Source organism: Pseudomonas sp. B707 (assembly GCF_022496685.1).
In the GTDB taxonomy this organism is placed as follows: domain Bacteria; phylum Pseudomonadota; class Gammaproteobacteria; order Pseudomonadales; family Pseudomonadaceae; genus Aquipseudomonas; species Aquipseudomonas paraglycinae.
In genome coordinates, this window is the sequence record NZ_WTVE01000004.1 from 164,969 (window position 1) to 184,934 (window position 19,966).

At 62.8% G+C, this 19,966-nt stretch carries 18 protein-coding genes; 11 read left to right on the top strand and 7 right to left on the bottom strand.

The window, feature by feature from the left end:
* Window positions 1-50: 50 nt before the first annotated feature.
* Both GQX66_RS00725 and GQX66_RS00730 read left to right on the top strand, forming a co-directional pair.
* Window positions 51-431, top strand: coding sequence for a RidA family protein (locus GQX66_RS00725; protein WP_065261325.1), 381 nt, complete (start codon window positions 51-53; stop codon window positions 429-431).
* Between the two features lie 125 nt (window positions 432-556).
* Window positions 557-2,545: a U32 family peptidase gene (locus tag GQX66_RS00730; RefSeq protein WP_085747454.1), complete on the top strand. Its 1,989-nt coding sequence runs from the start codon at window positions 557-559 to the stop codon at window positions 2,543-2,545.
* Window positions 2,546-2,605: 60 nt separating this feature from the next.
* Here GQX66_RS00730 and GQX66_RS00735 read toward each other — a convergent pair whose 3' ends face one another.
* Window positions 2,606-3,916: an MFS transporter gene (locus GQX66_RS00735; protein ID WP_240865115.1), complete on the bottom strand. Its 1,311-nt coding sequence runs from the start codon at window positions 3,914-3,916 to the stop codon at window positions 2,606-2,608.
* Between the two features lie 496 nt (window positions 3,917-4,412).
* Here GQX66_RS00735 and GQX66_RS00740 point away from each other — a divergent pair, with 496 nt between their 5' ends.
* Complete coding sequence (locus GQX66_RS00740) at window positions 4,413-5,438, top strand: GlxA family transcriptional regulator (protein ID WP_240865117.1); 1,026 nt, start codon at window positions 4,413-4,415, stop codon at window positions 5,436-5,438.
* Window positions 5,439-5,459: 21 nt separating this feature from the next.
* On the opposite strand, the gene GQX66_RS00745 is transcribed toward GQX66_RS00740, so the two are convergent.
* Together GQX66_RS00745 and GQX66_RS00750 are read right to left on the bottom strand one after the other, a co-directional pair.
* Window positions 5,460-6,524, bottom strand: a complete 1,065-nt coding sequence (locus GQX66_RS00745; RefSeq protein WP_129972610.1) for an alpha/beta hydrolase — start codon at window positions 6,522-6,524, stop codon at window positions 5,460-5,462.
* 211 nt (window positions 6,525-6,735) lie between these two features.
* Complete coding sequence (locus tag GQX66_RS00750) at window positions 6,736-6,930, bottom strand: PLDc N-terminal domain-containing protein (protein WP_041475233.1); 195 nt, start codon at window positions 6,928-6,930, stop codon at window positions 6,736-6,738.
* A 167-nt stretch (window positions 6,931-7,097) separates the two neighbouring features.
* Here GQX66_RS00750 and GQX66_RS00755 point away from each other — a divergent pair, with 167 nt between their 5' ends.
* The 4 genes from GQX66_RS00755 (at window position 7,098) to GQX66_RS00770 (ending at window position 9,600) form a co-directional block, all read left to right on the top strand.
* Window positions 7,098-7,934 (top strand): AraC family transcriptional regulator, encoded by an 837-nt coding sequence (locus GQX66_RS00755; protein ID WP_102718801.1) that lies wholly within the window; start codon window positions 7,098-7,100, stop codon window positions 7,932-7,934.
* A gap of 51 nt (window positions 7,935-7,985) precedes the next feature.
* Window positions 7,986-8,582, top strand: a complete 597-nt coding sequence (locus GQX66_RS00760; RefSeq protein WP_102718800.1) for a LysE family translocator — start codon at window positions 7,986-7,988, stop codon at window positions 8,580-8,582.
* A gap of 105 nt (window positions 8,583-8,687) precedes the next feature.
* Entirely contained in the window at window positions 8,688-9,383 is a 696-nt protein-coding gene (locus GQX66_RS00765) for a tRNA (adenine(22)-N(1))-methyltransferase TrmK (RefSeq protein ID WP_102718799.1), read from the top strand.
* A 52-nt stretch (window positions 9,384-9,435) separates the two neighbouring features.
* Entirely contained in the window at window positions 9,436-9,600 is a 165-nt protein-coding gene (locus tag GQX66_RS00770) for a DUF2986 domain-containing protein (protein WP_102718798.1), read from the top strand.
* A gap of 42 nt (window positions 9,601-9,642) precedes the next feature.
* Here GQX66_RS00770 and GQX66_RS00775 read toward each other — a convergent pair whose 3' ends face one another.
* Window positions 9,643-12,027, bottom strand: coding sequence for a DUF3772 domain-containing protein (locus GQX66_RS00775; protein WP_240865120.1), 2,385 nt, complete (start codon window positions 12,025-12,027; stop codon window positions 9,643-9,645).
* A 158-nt stretch (window positions 12,028-12,185) separates the two neighbouring features.
* Between GQX66_RS00775 and GQX66_RS00780 the strand changes: the two genes are divergently transcribed.
* The 4 genes from GQX66_RS00780 (at window position 12,186) to GQX66_RS00795 (ending at window position 18,294) form a co-directional block, all read left to right on the top strand.
* On the top strand, window positions 12,186-12,527 hold the full coding sequence (locus GQX66_RS00780; RefSeq protein WP_085703749.1) for a hypothetical protein: 342 nt from the start codon (window positions 12,186-12,188) through the stop codon (window positions 12,525-12,527).
* A gap of 99 nt (window positions 12,528-12,626) precedes the next feature.
* A complete protein-coding gene (locus GQX66_RS00785) occupies window positions 12,627-13,883 on the top strand; it encodes a TolC family protein (RefSeq protein WP_102686737.1) in 1,257 nt (418 codons plus the stop codon).
* Entirely contained in the window at window positions 13,880-15,127 is a 1,248-nt protein-coding gene (locus GQX66_RS00790; protein WP_240865122.1) for an efflux RND transporter periplasmic adaptor subunit, read from the top strand. The genes GQX66_RS00785 and GQX66_RS00790 overlap by 4 nt, the downstream gene beginning before the upstream one ends.
* Window positions 15,124-18,294, top strand: coding sequence for an efflux RND transporter permease subunit (locus tag GQX66_RS00795; protein WP_240865124.1), 3,171 nt, complete (start codon window positions 15,124-15,126; stop codon window positions 18,292-18,294). Before GQX66_RS00790 ends, GQX66_RS00795 begins: the two co-directional genes overlap by 4 nt.
* A 62-nt stretch (window positions 18,295-18,356) precedes the next feature.
* Here GQX66_RS00795 and arsH read toward each other — a convergent pair whose 3' ends face one another.
* The 3 genes from arsH to GQX66_RS00810 are packed head-to-tail and all read right to left on the bottom strand — an operon-like array spanning window position 18,357 to window position 19,885.
* Window positions 18,357-19,046, bottom strand: a complete 690-nt coding sequence (gene arsH / locus GQX66_RS00800; RefSeq protein ID WP_102718793.1) for an arsenical resistance protein ArsH — start codon at window positions 19,044-19,046, stop codon at window positions 18,357-18,359.
* Window positions 19,047-19,057: 11 nt separating this feature from the next.
* Window positions 19,058-19,528 (bottom strand): arsenate reductase ArsC, encoded by a 471-nt coding sequence (locus GQX66_RS00805; RefSeq protein WP_240865126.1) that lies wholly within the window; start codon window positions 19,526-19,528, stop codon window positions 19,058-19,060.
* Window positions 19,529-19,537: 9 nt separating this feature from the next.
* A complete protein-coding gene (locus tag GQX66_RS00810; RefSeq protein WP_064381911.1) occupies window positions 19,538-19,885 on the bottom strand; it encodes a metalloregulator ArsR/SmtB family transcription factor in 348 nt (115 codons plus the stop codon).
* Between the last annotated feature and the right edge of the window lie 81 nt (window positions 19,886-19,966).

Below are 19,966 nucleotides of genomic sequence, written 5' to 3' on the forward strand. Positions count from 1 at the left end.
CGAAACGGCGCGCGATGGCGCCGTCCTCACTGCCAGCGAAGGACTTTCCCATGGCCAACCAAGACATCACCTACACCCCGGACCCGGATGCAGACTCGATCTCTTCGGACGTGACCGAATTCAACGGCATCCTGATGTCGACCCAGATTCCGACCCGTGCCGATGGCAGCCTGGAACTGGGCGACGTCACCGCGCAAAGCGAATGCACATTGCAGGCGTTGAAAGTCGCGCTGGAAAAGGCCGGCAGCTCGATGGACCGCGTGCTGCACCTGACCATTTACCTGACCGACATGGCTGATCGTGCTGCGTTCAACGAGGTGTACAAGCGCTTCTTCGCCAAGCCTTGGCCTGTTCGCGCGGCGGTTGGCGTGGCGGCGCTGGCGGTTGAAGGGATGAAGGTGGAAGTGACTGCAATGGCCGCGAAGGCCTAAGTTTGCGGTTCGGTAGGGCAGCTCTGCACTGAGCAGGGCTGCCACCCGGCAGCACAGGCGTGCCGCCCACGCGTTTCGCGGCTACAATGCGCGCCTCGACCGTGACAGCCTGACTAAAAAAACATATGTCCTTGCCCAAACATCACCTGGAACTGCTCAGCCCCGCCCGCGACGTGGCCATCGCCCGCGAGGCCATCCTGCATGGCGCCGACGCGGTGTACATCGGCGGCCCGAGCTTCGGTGCGCGCCATAACGCCTGCAACGAGGTGAGCGAAATTGCCGAACTGGTGGAATTTGCCCGTCGCTATCACGCGCGCATCTTCACCACCATCAACACCATCCTGCACGACAACGAACTGGAGCCGGCGCGCAAGCTGATCCATCAGTTGTACGACGCCGGCGTCGATGCGCTGATCGTCCAGGACCTGGGCGTGATGGAACTGGACATTCCACCCATCGAGCTGCACGCCAGCACCCAGACCGACATCCGCACTCTTGAGCGGGCGAAGTTCCTCGATCAGGCCGGTTTTTCGCAACTGGTACTGGCCCGTGAACTGAACCTCAAGGAAATCCGCGCGATCGCCGATGAAACCGATGCCGCCATCGAGTTCTTCATTCACGGCGCGTTGTGCGTGGCGTTCTCCGGTCAGTGCAACATTTCCCACGCGCAGACCGGGCGCAGCGCCAACCGGGGCGACTGCTCCCAGGCCTGCCGTCTGCCGTACACCCTGAAAGACGAAAAGGGTGGCGTGATCGCCTACGAAAAACACCTGCTGTCGATGAAGGACAACAACCAGAGCGCCAACATCCGCGCACTGGTCGAGGCCGGTGTGCGTTCGTTCAAGATCGAAGGTCGCTACAAGGACATGGGCTATGTGAAGAACATCACCGCCTATTACCGCCAGCGCCTCGACGACGTGCTCAACGACCGTCCGGATCTGGCCCGCGCTTCCAGCGGCCGCACCGCGCATTTCTTCATGCCGGACCCGGAAAAGACCTTCCACCGTGGCAGCACCGACTACTTCGTCAGCGAGCGCAAGATCGACATCGGCGCGTTCGATTCGCCGACCTTCACCGGTCTGGCGGTGGGCACGGTCGAGAAAGTCGGCAAGCGTGACATGCAGGTCATCACCCACGAGCCGCTGTCGAACGGCGACGGCCTCAACGTGCTGGTCAAGCGCGAAGTGGTGGGGTTCCGCGCCAACATCGCCGAAGCCAAGGGCGAGTTCGAGGAAGAGGGCGAGAAGCGCTATCGCTACCGCGTCGAGCCGAACGAAATGCCGGAAGGCCTGTACAAGCTGCGCCCGAACCATCCGCTGAACCGCAACCTCGACCACAACTGGCAACAGGCATTGCTCAAGACTTCCGCCGAGCGTCGTATCGGCGTGAGCTGGCTGGCGAAGCTGCGTGAAGAGCGTCTGGAACTGACCGTGACCAGCGAAGAGGGCATCAGTGCCAGCGTCGCGCTGGAAGGCCCGTTCGGCGTCGCCAACAAACCGGAACAGGCGCTGGAAACCTTGCACGACCTGCTCGGCCAACTCGGCACCACCGAGTACCACGCGACCTCGATCAAACTGGATGCGCCGCAAGCGTTCTTCATCCCGAACTCGCAGCTCAAGTCGTTGCGCCGTGAAGTGATCGAAGCGCTGACCGCCGCCCGTGTTGCCGCCCACCCGCGCGGCTCGCGCAAGGCCGAGACCACGCCACCGCCGGTGTACCCGGAAGCGCATCTGTCGTTCCTGGCCAACGTCTACAACCAGAAGGCTCGCGACTTCTACCACCGTCACGGCGTGAAGCTGATCGACGCCGCGTACGAGGCCCACGAAGAGGCGGGCGAAGTGCCGGTGATGATCACCAAGCACTGCCTGCGGTTCTCCTTCAACCTGTGCCCGAAACAGGCCAAAGGCGTGACCGGCGTGAAAACCAAAGTCGCGCCGATGCAGCTGATTCACGGCGATGAAGTGCTGACCCTGAAGTTCGACTGCAAACCGTGCGAAATGCACGTGATCGGCAAGATGAAGGGCCACATCCTGAATCTGCCGCAGCCGGGCAGTGTGGTGGGGCATATCAGCCCTGAAGACCTGATGAAAACGATCCCGCGCGCGCCGCACTGATTAGCAGGCAATAAAAAACCGGTGACGAAAGTCACCGGTTTTTTTATGCCCGCCAGAAACTCAGCTGGCTTCGTAGCGCGATCCTGATTGCGGCGCCGCTTCGCCGCTCAACGCATCGACCATCGGCGGATGGTCCTGTGCTGCCTGACGCAAATCCTCGGTCACCCGCAGCTCGGCGCCGGTGGGCGAGAACGTCGCTGCCGCCGCAAACGGGGCCGGGTTGGCCGGCACCGGACGCTTGCCGCGACGCCAGAAGAAGAACGTCACCATGGCCAGGTTGACCAGCGCGAAGGCCCAGAACAGGCCGGTTTCGCCATGGGCGTTCATCGCCGGGGAGATCAGCAGCGGGCTCATCGCCGAGCCCAGCGAATTGATCAGCAGCATGCCCTGAATCATCGGCACCAACGTTTCGACCGGCGCACGGTCGGCCGCATGGCTGACCGCAACCGGGTACAGCGCGAACACGCCGCCACCCAACAGGAACAGCATCGCCGCGAGCATGGCCGAGGACAGCGGCACCAGCACGATCACCAGCGACAGCACGGTGCATGCGGCGCACAGCACCGTCAGCACTTGCAGGCGATCCTTGCGGTCGGACCAGCGCCCGACCGGGTATTGCAGCAGCATCGCGCCGAGGATCGTCCAGGCCATCATGCTGCCGACTTCGCCGACGTTCAGGCCGATGCGTTGCAGGTACAGCGGCAGCAGGGTGTAGATCGCCGCGATGGTCACGCCGGAGCCGAAGCAGCCGACCAGTCCGGTGGGCGATACGCCCAGCAAGGCCCGTGGTTTGAGCGGTTCGACCTGTTCCAGCAATGGCGACACACGCGGCAGGATCACGATCGGTAGCACCGACAAGGTCGCGAGCATGCCGGCGACCATGAACGGCGCGGTGTCGCCCAGCCCGGTGATTTTCCCCAAAAACGCCTGACCCAGCACGCCGGCGCCGTAGAGGACGATCATGTACAGCGCCAGCAGACGGCCGCGAATTTTCGCGTCACCGGCCAGCAGCAGCCAGCTCTCGATCACCAGAAATACGCCGACCGTGGCCCAGCCGTTGATCAGGCGCAGGACGACCCAGCCCCAGGTGTCATAAAACAGACCCTGCAGCAGGATGGTCGCGGCGATCAGCGAGGCGAAGCTGCTGTAGGCGCGGATGTGGCCGATGCGCAGGATCAGCCGGTCGTTGAAGATCGCGCCCAGGGTCAGGCCGATGAAATAGGCCGAGGACACGATGCCGATCATCGTCGCCGATTCGCCGGCAGCACCCAGGCGCAGGGTGGTCAAAGAAGACAGAAAGCCGTTGCCCAGGGCAACAATGAATAGCCCGAGCAGGGGCGCCAGCGCCATGGCCAGCAAACGCGGTGTCATAAAAACCTCAAGTGATCGAACAGCGGAACGTGCGCCTCTGCGCATGCGAGTGCCAAGCCGAAGTGTGTTGAAGACAAACGACCGCCGAACGGGCAGGACGATTGAGCCAGGCGCGCTTCGTGGAAGTGGCCGGCTGTTCAAACCTGAGGGTTGTCATGGCTGCGGGCAGGCGCCGTTCGGGCGACTGCAAGAGGAGGCGCGATTTTAAGCCTTGTGCAGCGTTTGCCAAGGTGCCGGACCTGCGACGTTGGGACGCAGGCTCGCTCGTTTCAGCACTGATCGCGCTGATCGTTCCCACGCTCCGCGTGGGAATGCAGCCCGGGACGCTCCGCGTCCCTCCCAACGCCGGACGCAGAGCGTCCATGGAGGCATTCCCACGCAGAGCGTGGGAACGATCAAGGTCAACGGCGTGGGAGCGATCTCTGGATGGGTACTTGCGTCGTTTGCGAGTAATTTGCTGCGGCGCCAGTTAGCATGGCGCCATAACAACGAAACGATGGACCCCACCTTGATCGAACGACGCCAATTCAGCGGTGGCATGAAGGGCAAGAACCTTCGCTACCTGAACGAGCCCGCCAGCGGGCCGGGACGCATGACCCGCAGCGGGTTCGTGCTGCTGGAGCATTTTTCCCTGCCGGCCTTCACCCAGGCGCTGGACACCCTTGTCACCGCCAATCTGCTGCGCCCCGGACTGTTTTCCACGCGAACTTTCGGCCTCAGCGACGGCGAAGTGATTAGCGATCTGGGGCTGGTGATCCGCCCGGACGCGCGTCTGGAAACGAACGTGTTGCAGGAGCTGGATCTGCTGGTGATCTGCGGCGGTTACCGCACGGAATTGAAGGCAAGCGACGAGTTTATCAACCTGCTGAAAATGGCCGCCGAGGCCGGCGTGATCCTGGCCGGGTTGTGGAACGGCGCGTGGTTCCTGGGTCGGGCAGGGGTGCTGGAAGGCTATCGCTGTGCGATTCACCCGGAGCATCGGCCGGCGCTGGCGGAAATTTCCAAGGCGACTCAGGTCAGCAGCGAACCCTACGTGATCGACCGCGACCGGTTGACCGCGTCCAGTCCGTCCGGCGCGTTCCACATGGCGCTGGACTGGATCAAGGGCCTGCACGACAAGGCGCTGGTCGAAGGCATCGAAGACATTCTGGCGTTCGAGGAATCGCGTTACCGGCGGATCAAGCCGACCGAGAACCTCTGCGTCAGCGCGCCGTTGCGTGAGGTGGTGAAGCTGATGGACGCCAATCTCGAAGAACCGCTGGAGCTGGAGCAACTGGCGGTGTATGCCGGGCGTTCCCGGCGTCAGCTGGAACGGCTGTTCAAAGAACAACTGGGCACCACGCCGCAGCGTTATTACATGGAGCTGCGCATCACCGAGGCCCGGCGTTTGTTGCAACACACGGAGTTGTCCCAGGTGGATGTGCTGGTGGCCTGCGGATTCGTCTCGCCGAGCCATTTCAGCAAGTGCTACAGCGCCTATTTCGGTTATCGCCCATCCAAAGAAAAACGGCTCGTCAAATGACGAGCCGTTTGGCGTGCCGCTTCAGAGGTGATCGGCGTCGATGATCGCCTGAGCGAAGGCTTTTGGATCTTCCTGCGGCAGGTTGTGCCCGATGCCGCCGTTGATCAGGCGGAACTGGTACTTGCCGGTAAAACGTTTGGCGTAGTCCTCGGGCGCCGGGTGCGGCGCGCCGTTGGCATCGCCTTCCAGGGTGATGGTCGGCACGCTGATCGACGGTGCGGTGGCGAGTTTCTGTTCCAGTGCCTCGTACTGGCTTTCACCTTGCACCAGGCCCAGACGCCAGCGGTAGTTGAACACGGTGATCGCGACGTGATCCGGGTTCTGCAACGCCTTGGCGCTGCGGTCGAAGGTGGCATCGTCGAAGGCCCATTTCGGTGACGCCAGTTGCCAGATCAGCTTGGCGAAGTCATGGGTGTTCTTGGTGTAGCCCGCCTCACCACGGTCGGTGGCGAAGTAGAACTGATACCACCATTGCAGTTCGGCCTTGGGCGGCAGCGGGTTCTTGCCGGCGGCCTGATTGCCGATCAGGTAACCGCTGACCGAGACCAGCGCCTTGACCCGCTCCGGCCACAGCGCCGACACGATGTCCGCCGAACGCGCGCCCCAGTCGTAGCCGCCGAGCACGGCTTGTTTGATCTTCAGCGCATCCATGAAATCGATCACGTCACTGGCCAGCGCCGCCGGTTGACCGTTGCGCACGGTCTTGTCGGACAGGAAGTGCGTGTCGCCATAACCCCGGGCATACGGCATCAGCACCCGATAACCCTTGGCCGCCAGCAGCGGCGCGACGTCGTCGTAGCTGTGAATGTCGTACGGCCAGCCGTGCAGCAGAATCACCACCGGGCCATTGGCCGGGCCGGTTTCGGCGTAGGCCACGTCCAGCAGGCCAGCCTTCACGTGTTTCAGCGGGCCGAAGGGTAGATCGGCCTTGACGCTGGCGGCTTCGGTCTTGACCGGATCGGGCGTTGCGGTTTGTGCTTGGGCGAAGGCGCCGAATTGCAGCAGCGCGGTGGCTAGAATCGACAGGCCCAGCAGGCGGCGACGGTTTTTTCCAGTGTGGACGGCGGTGTGCAGTGCAGGCTTCATGGCAAGTCTCCTTGGTAATCGGTGAGGGCAGGGCGTTGGCTGAACCCTTCGAATCTGGAGCCCATTAAAGACTGGCCACGTATCTGCGCTGTTTCCGTTTTCGTTGGCTGATGCGCGGGCATGTATCCGGGAGGCGTTCGTACACACTGCGATACAAACCAGCGGCCAACAAAAAGCCCCGAATGTTCGGGGCTCCTGCTTGCCTTGGGCTTCAGGCCTGCGTGACGTGCTTGGGCCCGGCCAGCGCCCAGGCGATCAGCCCGAACAGCGGCACAAACACGATCAATACGATCCAGACGCCTTTGTTACTGGCTTTCCCCTCACTCTTGCGCACCCGGTTGATCGCCCACAATTCAATGAGCAAAAGAACGACGGCCAGTACGATCCACGTGGTTTCAATTTGCATGAGCTACCTCCTGATGGTCTTTGGCTTAGGCGGGCCGTGACACTCAGGGTTCATTAAATTTGCTGGATGGCCTGCCTGGCTCACGTGCACAAATGTTCTAAACCCATCGGCAAAGTCGCGGTAACGTAGACGTCCTTGACGAACAACCACTGCCTTCGGAGCCTTGCGTGGACAAACGCAACTGGATCGACTTGTCTCAGGATGCCGACACCGGGATCGAGTCGATTCGTGCCCATTTCCAGGGCCATGCCTACGATCCGCACTGGCACGACAGTTTTCTGGTGGGCGTCACCGAGCAGGGCGTGCAGCAGTTTCATTGCCGGCGCGTGCGCCATCTGAGTACGCCGGGCAAGATTTTCATGCTGGAGCCGGGGGAGATCCACGACGGGCACGCGCCGACGGAGGAGGGCTTCACCTATTCCATGCTCTACCTCGACCCGCACTGGCTGGAGCGCGAACTGCGCGTGCTGTTCGAGCATGCGCCGGACAACAGCCAGCTCGGGTTCACCGATACCCTGAGCCAGGATTCGCGCCTGTCCACGGCCATAAATCAGGCCTTCAACGCCCTGCATCAAGGCGACTTGCGCATCGTGCGCCAGACCGCCATCGACACCTTGCTCGGTTCGCTGACATCGCATCTCGACTGGCGCAAGCGCCAACCGTTCGATCCGCGCCTGCCACGGGTAGCGCAAGTGGCGCGGGACTATCTGCATGCGCACGCCTTCGAGGACATCGGGCTGGACGACGTGGCTCAGGCCTGCGGGGTCGATCGCTTTCGTCTGACCCGTGCATTCAAGGCCGCTTTCGGGCTGGCGCCACACGCCTACCTGATTCAGTTGCGCCTGGCCCGCGCCCGGCAGTTGCTGGCGCGTGGCGAAACACCCGCCACCGTCGCCAGCGCCCTCGGTTTCGCCGATCAAAGCCATCTCGGGCGCTGGTTCCGCCGTGCCTATCACCTGACGCCGGCGGATTACCGCAAGCGCTGCTCAAACCTTCCAGACTGAACCCCGCGCAACCGCGACCATGGTCTCCTGTTTTGATTCGGGAGTCCTGTCATGGAATCGTTGCTGCCTTTTCTGCTGTTTTCCTTCGTTGCCTCGATCACTCCGGGGCCGACCAATATTCTGGTGATGAGCCACAGCTCGCGGCGCGGTCTGACGGCCACCGTGCCGATCATCTTCGGTGCCTGTGTGTCGGCGGCGCTGGTGGTGTTGGTGGTCGGCCTCGGCGTGGGGGAAACCTTGTTGCGCTATCCCCTTGTGCAACAGGCGATGGCCTGGGCCGGGGTGTTGTGGCTGAGCTGGCTGGCGTGGCAGATCTTTCGCAGCACGCCGCCGTCGCTGGACTCGGCGACAGCGGCCGATGACGGCTTCAGTGTATTCGGCGCCGCCGGCCTGCAATTGATCAATCCCAAAGTGTGGATGATGGCCGTGGCGGTGGTAAGTGTGTTTGGCGGCAACGGCGACGACAGCGCGCGGATGCTGCTGTTGTCGGCGGTTTTTCTAATGGTCTGCCTGCCGTGCATGACGGCGTGGGCGCTGCTGGGCATGGGCAGTGCGCGGTTCTTTGGCTCGCCACGGGCATTGCGGCGCATGAATGCCGTGCTGGCGGTTTTGTTGTTGCTGTCGGCTTGGTTGGCGGTGTTGTTCTAGGCGTCGCGATTGGTCACATAAATTTGAATTGCCAGCCGTTGCCCCCCAGAATCGCGCCCCGATCCGGCCACCAGTGCCGGGCGTTCAGAGTGAAAGGGGTTGCGGTTGAACGAACAGACATTGTCCATGCGCCTGGAGCGGGTGGCGGCGCACGTGCCCGCCGGTGCGCGGCTGGCCGATATCGGGTCGGATCACGGCTACCTGCCGGTGGCACTGATGCGCCGTGGCGCGATCGCGGCGGCGGTTGCGGGCGAGATGGCCGAGACGCCGTTCCGTTCGGCGCAACGCACCGTGCGCGAAAGCGATCTTGAGCAACAGATCACCGTGCGCTTGGCCAATGGCTTGATGGCCGTCGAGCCGGCGGACGGGATCACGGCAATTACCGTGTGCGGCATGGGCGGTGAGACCATCCGCGACATTCTTGAGGCCGGCAAGGCGCGCCTGAGCGGCCGCGAGCGCCTGATCCTGCAACCCAACGGTGGCGAACAACCGCTGCGCCAATGGCTGATGGACAACGGGTACCGCATCCTCGTTGAGGAAGTCTTGCGGGAGAACCGCTTCGACTACGAAGTCATCGTGGCCGAGCGGGGCGGGCCGGTTTCCTATACCGCCGAGGAACTGTACTTCGGACCGCTGCAGTTGCAGGCGCGCAGTCCTGCGTTTGTCAGCAAGTGGCAGCATCGGTTGCGACACAAGCAGCAAACGCTGGCTCATTTCGGACGGGCGCGGCATGGGGTATGCGAGCGGAAGGTGCAGGATCTGAAGCAGCAGGTGCAGTGGATCACTGACGTGCTGGGGTGAAGCAGGCCCAACGCTGATATCATTCAACAACTTTCAAGCAGGCCAAATCACCATGAACCGTCAGAAAAAACTGCAGCAGCTCTTCAAGGAAAAATCCAGAAAGGCCAACGCCAAACTGGCACCCAAGAGCAACAAACCGAAGTACATCAGCAAGGCGGATCGCCTGAAACTGGAAGCTGAAGTGGCTACAGAGTCGACTGACACCACTGAGGCCTGATCAGGAGGCGCGCAGCGGTACAGATTCCCATCAGGTTTTTCCTCAGGTACTCGGCGGCTTCGCCAGCTCAATCCCCGCCGCCCCCAGCCGCTTGAGAATCTCGAACAACAGATCACTCTTGGTCGTCCCGACAATCCTAGGGCTGGCGACATACCCGGTCACCGTCAACGTAATCCCGTCCGGCGTCAGTTTGCTGAAACGTACGAACGGCGCGGGTTTTTCGAGGATGGTTTCGTGTTCCTTGTAGGTGTCGAACAGCAGGTTCTGCACCTGTTCGGGATCGATATCCAGCGGGAACATCAGTTCCAGCGTCGCCACGCCTTGGGCGCTGCCGCCGAGGGTGACGTTGCGCAGGTTCTGCGAGATCAGTTGCGAGTTGGGCACGATCACGATCGAGCGGTCGCTGAGCTGGATCTCGGTGGCGCGCACGTTGATCCGGCGGATGTCGCCCTCGACGCCGCTGATGCTGATCAGGTCGCCGACCTTGACCGGGCGTTCGGTGAGCAGGATCAGGCCGGAGACGAAGTTCTTCACGATCTCCTGCAAACCGAAGCCGATGCCCACCGACAGGGCGCTGACGATCCACGCCAGGTTGGTCCATTGCACGCCCAGTGATGACAGGGTCAGCAGGATAACCACCGCATAACCGATGTTGGAAAACAGCGTGCTGAGCGAGGCGCACATGCCCGGGTCCATGTCGGTCTTGGGCAGGAACTCGTTGTCGAGCCAGCGGCGCAGGGCGCGGATCAGGTAGATGCCGATCAGCAGCGCGAGCATCGCGTTGAGCAAATGGCCGGGGACGATGTTCAGCTTGCGCAGGCCGGCGCCGCCGAGGATCGTGCCGATGTTGTTGGCCAGTTGGCCCAGAGTGGTGCCGATCCCGCCGACAAACAGCGTGATCACCGCCAACAGCAACAGCGCAGCCCGACCGAAGCCGGCCAGCAGGGTCGAGGCCTGTTCGAGGCGCCGGTCTCCGACACCCAGCAGCTGTTTCAGCGCCTTGCCGCTGGAATGGCGGGGTGAGAAGAAATACTCGCAGCTGTCCTTGAGCAACTGCATCAGCAGGTAAAACCCGGAAAACACGATAAACGCCCACACCAGTTCATAGGTGATGAACCGCGCCAGCGATACGTAACCCGTGAGCAGGGCGCCGAACGACAGCACCATCGCCAGGGTGGCGATGGTGTAAACCACCCCGGCAAAGGTGTTGCCCGCCACTTGGGTGTCACCGGCTGCGGCCAGTGTTTTGCGCAACCTGCCGACGCGCATCAGCAGCGTGGTGACGATACCGAGCACCGCCAGCGCAATGATGCCTCTGCCTGCGAGCACGATCTGACTGCTCATGCCGGCGGCATTGCTGACTTGCACCGCCGTCACCAGCACCAGCAGCGTTGCGGCGAGGATCCGCGCGTAGGGATGCAGCGCGAGCGCCACCGGGTCAGCCACCGCCGGCAGTCGCCAGGACGGGTGCTCGGTCGAGAGCAACGCGCGGCTGAGCCCTGTGATCAGCACGCAGGCATAAACCACTTTCCCGAACTCCTCGGAAAATGTCGCCAGCATCGGCGGCAACGGCACGTGACGGGTGCAGGCGTAATAGAGCAGTTGCAGGGCAATGGCGGTGGTCGCGAGAGTCGCCAGCGCCGAGGCGAACGCCAGTGAACTGCGGCGCAGTCGACCCTCCGGCATGCGGTGAATGCACACCCACGCCAGCCAGCGGTCGGCCAGTCGCCGCCCCAGCGTCCAGACGACGAAGGCCAGTACCACCAGCAGGGCGGTGTAAAGTCGCTGACCCGGTTGCCAGGCTTCGGCGCCGGTCTGTTGCACCTGATCGACGAAAGAGCGCAGACGCTGGCGGTCATCCGCCGACGGATTGACAAGGGGAGCCCAGAAGCCGGGATTCAGAATGCTGTGGGTGCTGAGCGTCAGTTCGCTTTCGAGCAAGGTGCGGCGGATACCGGCGATCTGGGTGATCAGCTCCGTGGCGTTTTGCTTGAGGGTGGCGAGGTTCTTCAACGCCGTATCGACTTTGGTTTTCTGCTCGATCAACGTCGCCCGTTGCGCCGCGATATCGGCTTGTTCGGCAGCGACCGCTTCGGCCGGCGCGGCACCGAGTACGCCCAGTTGCACAGTCAATTGCGCCTGCTGCGGCAACAGCGAGGCCGATAGCCGATCGATGTCCAGAATGAACGTCTGCACCCGATCCTGCGGGCCTTCGAGCTGGTTGTAATTGTTGGCGGACGAGATCTGCTGCTTGAGGCCGTCGAGGCGCTGTTGCAAGGCCTGCAGATCGCTTTGCGTGACGCCGGGGAGCGGGGCGCCGGTGCTGACATCCGGTGTGCCGGACACGTCGGCGGCCGACACCGCCACCAACCCCGAACCAAGCAGGATCAGAGCGATGAACATCAATGACTTCAATGCATTACGCATGGGACTGGGAGATTCCGGTTGATCACACAAACATTGAGGTTAGGTGATGGGGCGCCTGCTGCATCATTTTTTGCTGCTAATCCTGGCTTAATGCGTGTCCGGTGAGATCGCTGGGCAGCCGATTGTAGGCGCCCGTTTTCACGACTAGACTCCCGGCCATGAAACGCTATCTGCGGTTTTGTCTCGTTTTCCTGATCAGCCTGGCGCTTCCCCTCAGCGGGATGGCGGGCGTGCAGGCACCGACAGAACCGTGCCCGATGCAAACCATGGGCATGGCGATGATGGACGGCATGAACATGGATTGCTGCAAGGACATGAAGAGTCCTGCCGACCATGGCTCCCCCTGCAAACCCGGCCAGGAGTGCAAGACCGGCGGCCTGCTGCAAGTCGCGATCCTCAAGCCGCCCGTTACCGTTTTCAGCCCTGTCACGCATTCGTTCTTCAGTGATTCCCTGCCGCTAGCGGCCCCGTCCGGGGTCTGGCGACCGCCCCGCACCTGATTCCTGTCCCCCCTCGAAGCTCATTCCGCCCAGGCGGAGTGATTTGGCTGTGCGCGTGTTTTTCGCCGCGCGCAGTGGACGATCACAGGAATCGTAACCATGACATTCAAGTGCAATTGCACGGGTTGGCCTCTGGTGGCCGGCCTTGCGGCAAGCGTGCTCGCGTGGCCGGGTTTCGCCGCCGCGCTGACACTCGATCAAGCGCTGCGGCTGGCCGAAAACAATGCGCCGTCGCTGACCGCACAAGATCAGAAAATCCAGGCCGCCAGCAGCGCGGCCATTCCGGCGGGTGAGTTGCCCGATCCCAAGTTGTTGCTCGGTTTGCAGAACTACCCCGTGGGCGGCCCGGATCGCTGGAGCGTCGATCAGGACTTCATGACCATGCAGATGGTCGGTTACCGGCAGGAGATGCCCAACGCAGACAAACGCAAGGCGCGCATCGAAGTTGCCGACGCCGCTATTGAGCGCGCGGCGGCCGAGCGCCGTGTCGAGCGTTTGAAGGTGCGTCAGGCGACGGCGCTGGCGTGGATCAGCGGCTATTCGGTCGAGCGCAAAGAAGCGTTGTTCCAGGACTTGTTCAAGGAAAACCGTCTGCTGAGCGAGACCGTCCGGGCGCAGATCGCCGGTGGCCGCGCGCAACCTGCCGACGCGGTAACGCCTAAGCAGGAGGCGGCCCGACTCGCCGAGCAACAGGACAACCTGACCCTCGAGCGCACCCAGGCCCGAGCCGCGCTCAAACGCTGGATCGGCACCGCCGCCAACGACAAGCCCGAGGGCGGTTTGCCCGTGTGGCCGGTCGATGCCTCGACCTTCAATCATCAACTGCAACACCATCCCGAACTGGCTGCTTTCGCCCCCATGACCCGCGAAGCCCAGGCCAGGGTGCAAGAGGCGGTGTCCGAGAAAAAATCCGACTGGAGCTGGGAGGTGGATTACCAGCATCGGGGCCGCGAGTTTGGCGACATGGTCAGCGTGCAGTTTTCCTGGGATCTGCCGCTGTTTCCCGAGACGCGGCAGAACCCGAAAATCGCCGCCAGACAGGCCGAGGTCAGCCAACTGCAAGCCGAGCGCGAGGCCCTGTCCCGCGAGCACACCGAACAACTGGAAAACCAGTTGGCCGATTACCAGCGCCTCGATCGGGCCGTACGCCGCACCGAAGAAAGCCTGGTGCCGCTGGCCAGAGAGAAAGTCGATCTGAGCCTGGCCAGTTATCGCGCCGGCCAGGGCGATTTGAACGCGGTGGTCAACGCCCGCCGCGAACTCATCGAGGCCCGCCTCAAACAGATCGACATGGAAGAACAACGCGCGCTGACCGCTGCGCGTCTGCATTTCGCTTATGGGGAGACCAGCCTGTGAACCGTAAACAATGGAACGGCGTGTGGCTGGCCGGCCTCGCGCTGGCGGTGGGCGTGGGTGGCGGTTACGGATTGGCTTATCAGCGAATGAAGGGCGTGCCGGCTTCAGCCCCAGCGCCGAGCACCGAGCCCAAGGCCTTGTATTGGTACGACCCGATGTACCCGCAGCAAAAGTTCGACAAACCGGGCAAGTCACCCTTCATGGACATGCAACTGGTGCCCCGATACGCCAGCGGCGGGGAGGGCAGTGCGACCGTCAGCATTGATCCGGGGCTGAGTCAGAACCTCGGTCTGCGTGTAGCGCCGGTCAGTCGCGGCGCCTTCACCTCAAACCTCGATGTGAGCGGTGTGCTGGGGTTCAACGAGCGCGATGTCGCGGTGATCCAGGCGCGCACCAATGGGTTTGTCGAGCGAGTCTACGCCCGAGCGCCGGGGGATGTGCTGACGGCTGGCGCGGCGTTGGCCGATATCCTCGTGCCGGAATGGACGGCGGCCCAGAGCGAGTTTCTGGCGCTCAGACGCAGCGGCGATGCCGACCTGATCGCGGCGGCGCGCCAGCGCTTGCGGCTGACCGGGATGCCGTCGAGCCTGATTGCTCAAGTGGAGCGCAGCGGCAAGGTGCAGTCCGAACTGACGGTCACCAGCCCTTTGGGCGGTGTGCTGCAAGCACTCGATGTGCGGGCGGGCATGACCGTGGCGAGCGGTGAAACCCTGGCGCGGGTCAACGGGCTGAACAGTGTCTGGCTCGCTGTGGCGGTGCCGGAATCGCAGACCGGTTCGGTTGCCGTGGGGCAGGCCGTCGAAGTGCGCCTGCCGGCCTTTCCCGGCAGAGTTTTCAACGGAGTGGTCAGCGCGATTCTGCCGGACACCAACGCAGACAGCCGCACCCTGCGCGTCCGGGTCGAGCTGGCCAATGCCGATGGCCACTTGCGGCCGGGGATGACGGCGCAAGTGCGGCTGAGTCGATCAACCGGGCAGAGTCAATTGTGGGTGCCGAGTGAAGCCGTCATCCGCACCGGCAAGCGGGCTTTGGTCATGCTCGCCGAAGACGCGGGGCACTATCGCCCGGTGGAGGTTCGGCTCGGCCAGGAAAGCGCCGGCAGAACGGTGATCCTCGACGGCTTGGCAGAAGGGCAGAACGTCGTGACGTCCGGCCAGTTCCTGCTCGATTCCGAGGCCAGTCTCAAGGGCATCGTCGCCGAGCCGCTTGAAACAGACGGGAACGTTTCGGGGAGTCAGCCATGATCGCTGCGCTGATTCGCTGGTCCGTCGCCAACCGTTTTCTGGTGCTGCTGGCGACGCTGTTTGTCACGGGGTGGGGCGTGTGGTCGGTGCAGAGCACGCCGATCGATGCGCTGCCGGATCTGTCCGATGTGCAGGTGATCATCCGCACGCCGTACCCCGGACAGGCGCCGCAGATTGTCGAGAACCAGGTGACCTATCCGCTGACCACCACCATGCTCTCGGTGCCGGGGGCGAAAACCGTACGCGGTTATTCGTTCTTCGGTGACAGCTTCGTGTACGTGCTGTTCGAGGACGGCACCGATCAATACTGGGCGCGCTCGCGGGTGCTGGAGTACCTGAGCCAGATCCAGAGTCGATTGCCGGTCAGCGCCAAACCGGCGCTGGGTCCGGATGCGACCGGCGTTGGCTGGATCTATCAGTACGCTCTGGTGGATCGCAGCGGCGGGCATGATCTGGCGCAGCTTCGGGCGTTGCAGGACTGGTTTCTCAAGTTCGAGCTCAAGACCCTGCCTAACGTCGCCGAGGTCGCCACCGTCGGCGGCATGGTCAAGCAGTATCAGGTGCAGCCCGATCCGGTGCGGCTGGCCAGCCTCGGCATCACCCTGGCGCAGGTGCGCGAAGCCATCGGCAAGGCCAATCAGGAAACCGGTGGCGCGGTGTTGGAAATGGCCGAAACCGAGTTCATCGTACGGGCATCGGGCTACCTGAGAACCCTTGATGACTTTCGGGCGATCCCGTTAAAACTCGGTGCTGGCGGGGTGCCGGTAACTCTCGGCGATGTCGCAACGGTTCAGACCGGGCCGGATATGCGCCGGGGCATCACCGAGCTGGACGGCCAGGGCGAAACCGTCGGGGGCGTGGTAATCCTGCGCAGCGGCAAGAACGCCCGCGAGACCATTGCGGCGGTCGCGGCCAAACTCGATGACATGAAAAGCAGCCTGCCGCCCGGCGTGGAGATCGTCACCACCTACGATCGCAGCAAGCTGATCGATCGCGCCGTGGAAAACCTCAGCCACAAACTGCTCGAAGAGTTCATCGTCGTCGCGCTGGTGTGCGGGATCTTCCTCTGGCATTTGCGCTCTTCGCTGGTGGCGATCATTTCGTTGCCGGTGGGCGTGCTGATCGCCTTCATCGTGATGCGTTATCAGGGCTTGAACGCCAACATCATGTCGTTGGGCGGGATCGCCATCGCCATTGGTGCGATGGTCGATGCGGCGGTGGTGATGATCGAGAACGCCCACAAGAAAATCGAAGCGTGGCACGCGGCCAATCCGGGGCAGGCGCTCAAGGGCGAGCGCCATTGGCAGGTGATGACCGACGCGGCAGCGGAGGTGGGGCCGGCGCTGTTTTTCTGTTTGCTGATCATCACGCTGTCGTTCATTCCGGTGTTCACCTTGCAGGCCCAGGAAGGGCGGCTGTTCGGTCCGCTGGCGTTCACCAAGACCTACGCCATGGCAGCAGCTGCGGGATTGTCGGTGACGCTGGTGCCGGTGCTGATGGGCTACTGGATTCGCGGGCGGATTCCGGATGAACGCCACAATCCGCTCAACCGCTGGTTAATCCGGATCTATCAGCCGGCGCTGGATGCGGTGTTGCGGCGGCCGAAACTCACTCTGCTGGTGGCATTGCTGGTATTCGTCAGCGCGGCCTGGCCGATTTCGCGGCTTGGTGGCGAATTCCTCCCACCGCTGGACGAGGGCGATCTGCTGTATATGCCTTCGGCCTTGCCGGGTTTGTCGGCGCAAAAAGCCGCGCAACTGTTGCAGCAGACCGACCGTCTGATCAAAACCGTGCCCGAGGTCGAGCACGTGTTCGGCAAGGCTGGCCGCGCGGAAACCGCCACCGACCCGGCACCGCTGGAAATGTTCGAAACCACGATCCAGTTCAAGCCCCACGATCAATGGCGCCCAGGCATGACCCCGGAAAAACTCGTGGAAGAACTGGATCGCGTGGTGCGCGTGCCGGGCCTGACCAACATCTGGATTCCACCGATCCGCAATCGCATCGACATGCTCGCCACCGGGATCAAAAGTCCCATCGGCGTGAAAGTCGCCGGCAACGATCTGGCCCAGATCGACGCCGCGACCCAGGCCGTCGAGCGGGTGGCCAAAGGTGTGCCCGGCGTCAGTTCGGCACTGGCCGAGCGCCTGACCGGTGGCCGCTACATCGACGTGGATATCGACCGCAACGCCGCCGGCCGCTACGGGCTGAACATCAGCGATGTGCAATCCATCGTTGCCGGTGCCATTGGCGGGGAAAACGTCGGGGAAACCATCGAAGGGCTGGCGCGGTTTCCGATCAACATCCGTTATCCACGAGAGTGGCGTGATTCGCCCGGCGCCCTGGAGCAATTGCCGATCTACACGCCTTCCGGCAGCCAGATCACCCTCGGCATGCTGGCGAAGATCAAGGTCACGGACGGCCCACCGATGCTCAAGAGCGAGAATGCCCGGCCGTCCGGTTGGGTGTACATCGACGTGCGCGGGCGGGACATCGCTTCGGTGGTGGCCGATCTGCGTCGCGCCGTCAATGAACAGGTGAAATTGCAGCCCGGTATGAGTCTGAGCTATTCGGGGCAGTTCGAGTTTCTGGAGCGGGCCAATGCGCGGCTGAAACTGGTAGTGCCTGCCACGCTGCTGATCATCTTCGTGCTGCTCTACCTGACGTTTGCTCGCTTCGATGAGGCGCTACTGATCATGGCCACATTGCCGTTCGCATTGAGCGGCGGTGCGTGGTTCCTGTATTTGCTGGGCTACAACTTGTCGGTCGCCACCGGTGTGGGCTTCATTGCGCTGGCCGGGGTTTCGGCCGAGTTCGGCGTGATCATGCTGCTCTACCTGAAAAACGCCTGGGCCGAGCGCGAAGGCCTCGGCGACCACTCTGAACGTGGACTGGTCGCGGCGATTCGCGAAGGCGCTGTGCAACGCGTGCGCCCCAAGGCGATGACCGTGGCCGTGATCATCGCCGGCCTGTTGCCGATTCTGCTGGGCAGCGGCACCGGCAGCGAAGTCATGAGCCGCATCGCCGCGCCCATGGTCGGCGGCATGGTCACGGCGCCGCTGTTGTCCCTGTTTGTCATACCGGCGGCGTATCGCCTGATGCGCCGTCGACGGTTGCCCGCTGAAAACAAGTCACCTCAAAGCGACGATGCTTCCATCCAGCCGTAACCCGGCGACGAAAAAAACCGGTGCGAACGTTCGCACCGGTTTTTTATTGTGAGGTCTGGTCATCAGATCGAGCGCTGATTGACCCGCTGCATCAATTCCTCCGCCGATTCCTTACGCTCGGAATAACGATCCACCAGATCCGGCCGATCACGCAGCAACAGCGTGAACTTCACCAACTCTTCCATCACGTCTACCACCCGGTCGTACAGCGCCGAGGGTTTCATGCGGTTGCCTTCGTCGAATTCCAGATAAGCCTTGGGTACCGATGACTGATTGGGGATGGTGAACATGCGCATCCAGCGGCCCAGTACGCGCAGTTGATTGACCACGTTGAACGACTGCGAACCGCCGCAGACCTGCATCACCGCCAGGGTCTTGCCCTGAGTCGGACGGACCGCCCCAAGGGCCAGTGGCACCCAGTCGATCTGCGCCTTGAACACCGCCGACATCGCGCCGTGGCGTTCCGGCGAGCACCAGACCTGGCCTTCCGACCATTGCATCAGCTCAAGCAGTTCCTGGACTTTCGGGTGATCGCCCGGCGCATCGTCCGGCAGCGGCAGGCCGGAAGGATTGAAGATCCGCGTCTCGGCACCGAAGTGCTCCAGCAAGCGGGCGGCTTCTTCGACCAGCAAACGGCTGAAGGAGCGCGGGCGGGTCGAACCGTACAGCAACAGGATGCGCGGCTTGTGCGCGTCTTCGTCACGCGTGGTTGTTTGAACCAGTGAAGGATCGAGGTTGGGCAGGTCAGTCATGTCGGCTCCGGTTACAGCGTGCTGATGCGGTCGAGCTCGCGCTTGAGGGCATCACGGTCAAGTTCGGCGAAGGGCAGGGCGAGGAAGGCCCGGCAGCGGGTTTCGATTCGGGCGAGGGTGGCGCGGAAGGCGGCGTCGATGGTGCGTTCATCGCCGCGCACATCCGACGGGTCTTCCAGCCCCCAATGGGCTTTCAGTGCCGGGCCGAAATACACCGGGCAGGCTTCACCGGCGGCCTTGTCGCACACGGTGATGACGATGTCCGGCGGGTTGTCTTCGAAGGCCTCGTTGCCCTTGCTCCTCAACCCGGCGATGGAAATGCCGGCCGCCTGCAACGTGGTCAGGCTGCGCGGCAGTACCTGGCCCTTGGGGAAGCTGCCGGCGCTGACTGCTTCGAAACCGGCCGGCGCCAGATGGTTGAACATCGCCTCCGACAGAATGCTGCGGCAGCTGTTGGCGGTGCACATGAATAAAACTCGCATGGTTGATCCTCAGCAGCAGGCAGACGTATTGAGCGGGCGATCGCCCATGGCCGCCAGCCGCGCGCTGTTTTCTTCCAGCCAGGCGGTGTTGGCGGCGAGCGTGGTTTCAAGCAGCGTGCGAATCCATGCCGGCAAATCAGGGTTGAGCCGGTAATAAACCCACTGGCCCTGACGGCGATCCAGCAACAGGCCGCAGGTGCGGAGTTGCGCGAGATGGCGGGAGATTTTCGGCTGACTGTCGTCCAGCGCACAGACCAGTTCGCAGACACACAACTCACCTTCACGGGTGATCAGCAGCGTGGCCCGGGCGCGGGTTTCGTCGGCGAGGCATTTGAAAACGGAGGCGGGGTTGAGCATGACGATGCCTTGGGTACATATGGTTGTCCGAATATACGGATATCCATATGTAATGGGCAAGTCTTCTGTTTGATGTCTTTT

Bases quoted from the DNA above. Each gene is read 5' to 3' on its own strand.
- GQX66_RS00725 (WP_065261325.1), top strand. From the start codon at position 51: ATGGCCAACCAAGACATCACCTACACCCCGGACCCGGATGCAGACTCG.
- GQX66_RS00730 (WP_085747454.1), top strand. From the start codon at position 557: ATGTCCTTGCCCAAACATCACCTGGAACTGCTCAGCCCCGCCCGCGAC.
- GQX66_RS00735 (WP_240865115.1), bottom strand. From the start codon at position 3,916: ATGACACCGCGTTTGCTGGCCATGGCGCTGGCGCCCCTGCTCGGGCTA.
- GQX66_RS00740 (WP_240865117.1), top strand. From the start codon at position 4,413: ATGGACCCCACCTTGATCGAACGACGCCAATTCAGCGGTGGCATGAAG.
- GQX66_RS00745 (WP_129972610.1), bottom strand. From the start codon at position 6,524: ATGAAGCCTGCACTGCACACCGCCGTCCACACTGGAAAAAACCGTCGC.
- GQX66_RS00750 (WP_041475233.1), bottom strand. From the start codon at position 6,930: ATGCAAATTGAAACCACGTGGATCGTACTGGCCGTCGTTCTTTTGCTC.
- GQX66_RS00760 (WP_102718800.1), top strand. From the start codon at position 7,986: ATGGAATCGTTGCTGCCTTTTCTGCTGTTTTCCTTCGTTGCCTCGATC.
- GQX66_RS00770 (WP_102718798.1), top strand. From the start codon at position 9,436: ATGAACCGTCAGAAAAAACTGCAGCAGCTCTTCAAGGAAAAATCCAGA.
- GQX66_RS00775 (WP_240865120.1), bottom strand. From the start codon at position 12,027: ATGCGTAATGCATTGAAGTCATTGATGTTCATCGCTCTGATCCTGCTT.
- GQX66_RS00780 (WP_085703749.1), top strand. From the start codon at position 12,186: ATGAAACGCTATCTGCGGTTTTGTCTCGTTTTCCTGATCAGCCTGGCG.
- GQX66_RS00785 (WP_102686737.1), top strand. From the start codon at position 12,627: ATGACATTCAAGTGCAATTGCACGGGTTGGCCTCTGGTGGCCGGCCTT.
- GQX66_RS00795 (WP_240865124.1), top strand. From the start codon at position 15,124: ATGATCGCTGCGCTGATTCGCTGGTCCGTCGCCAACCGTTTTCTGGTG.
- arsH (WP_102718793.1), bottom strand. From the start codon at position 19,046: ATGACTGACCTGCCCAACCTCGATCCTTCACTGGTTCAAACAACCACG.
- GQX66_RS00805 (WP_240865126.1), bottom strand. From the start codon at position 19,528: ATGCGAGTTTTATTCATGTGCACCGCCAACAGCTGCCGCAGCATTCTG.
- GQX66_RS00810 (WP_064381911.1), bottom strand. From the start codon at position 19,885: ATGCTCAACCCCGCCTCCGTTTTCAAATGCCTCGCCGACGAAACCCGC.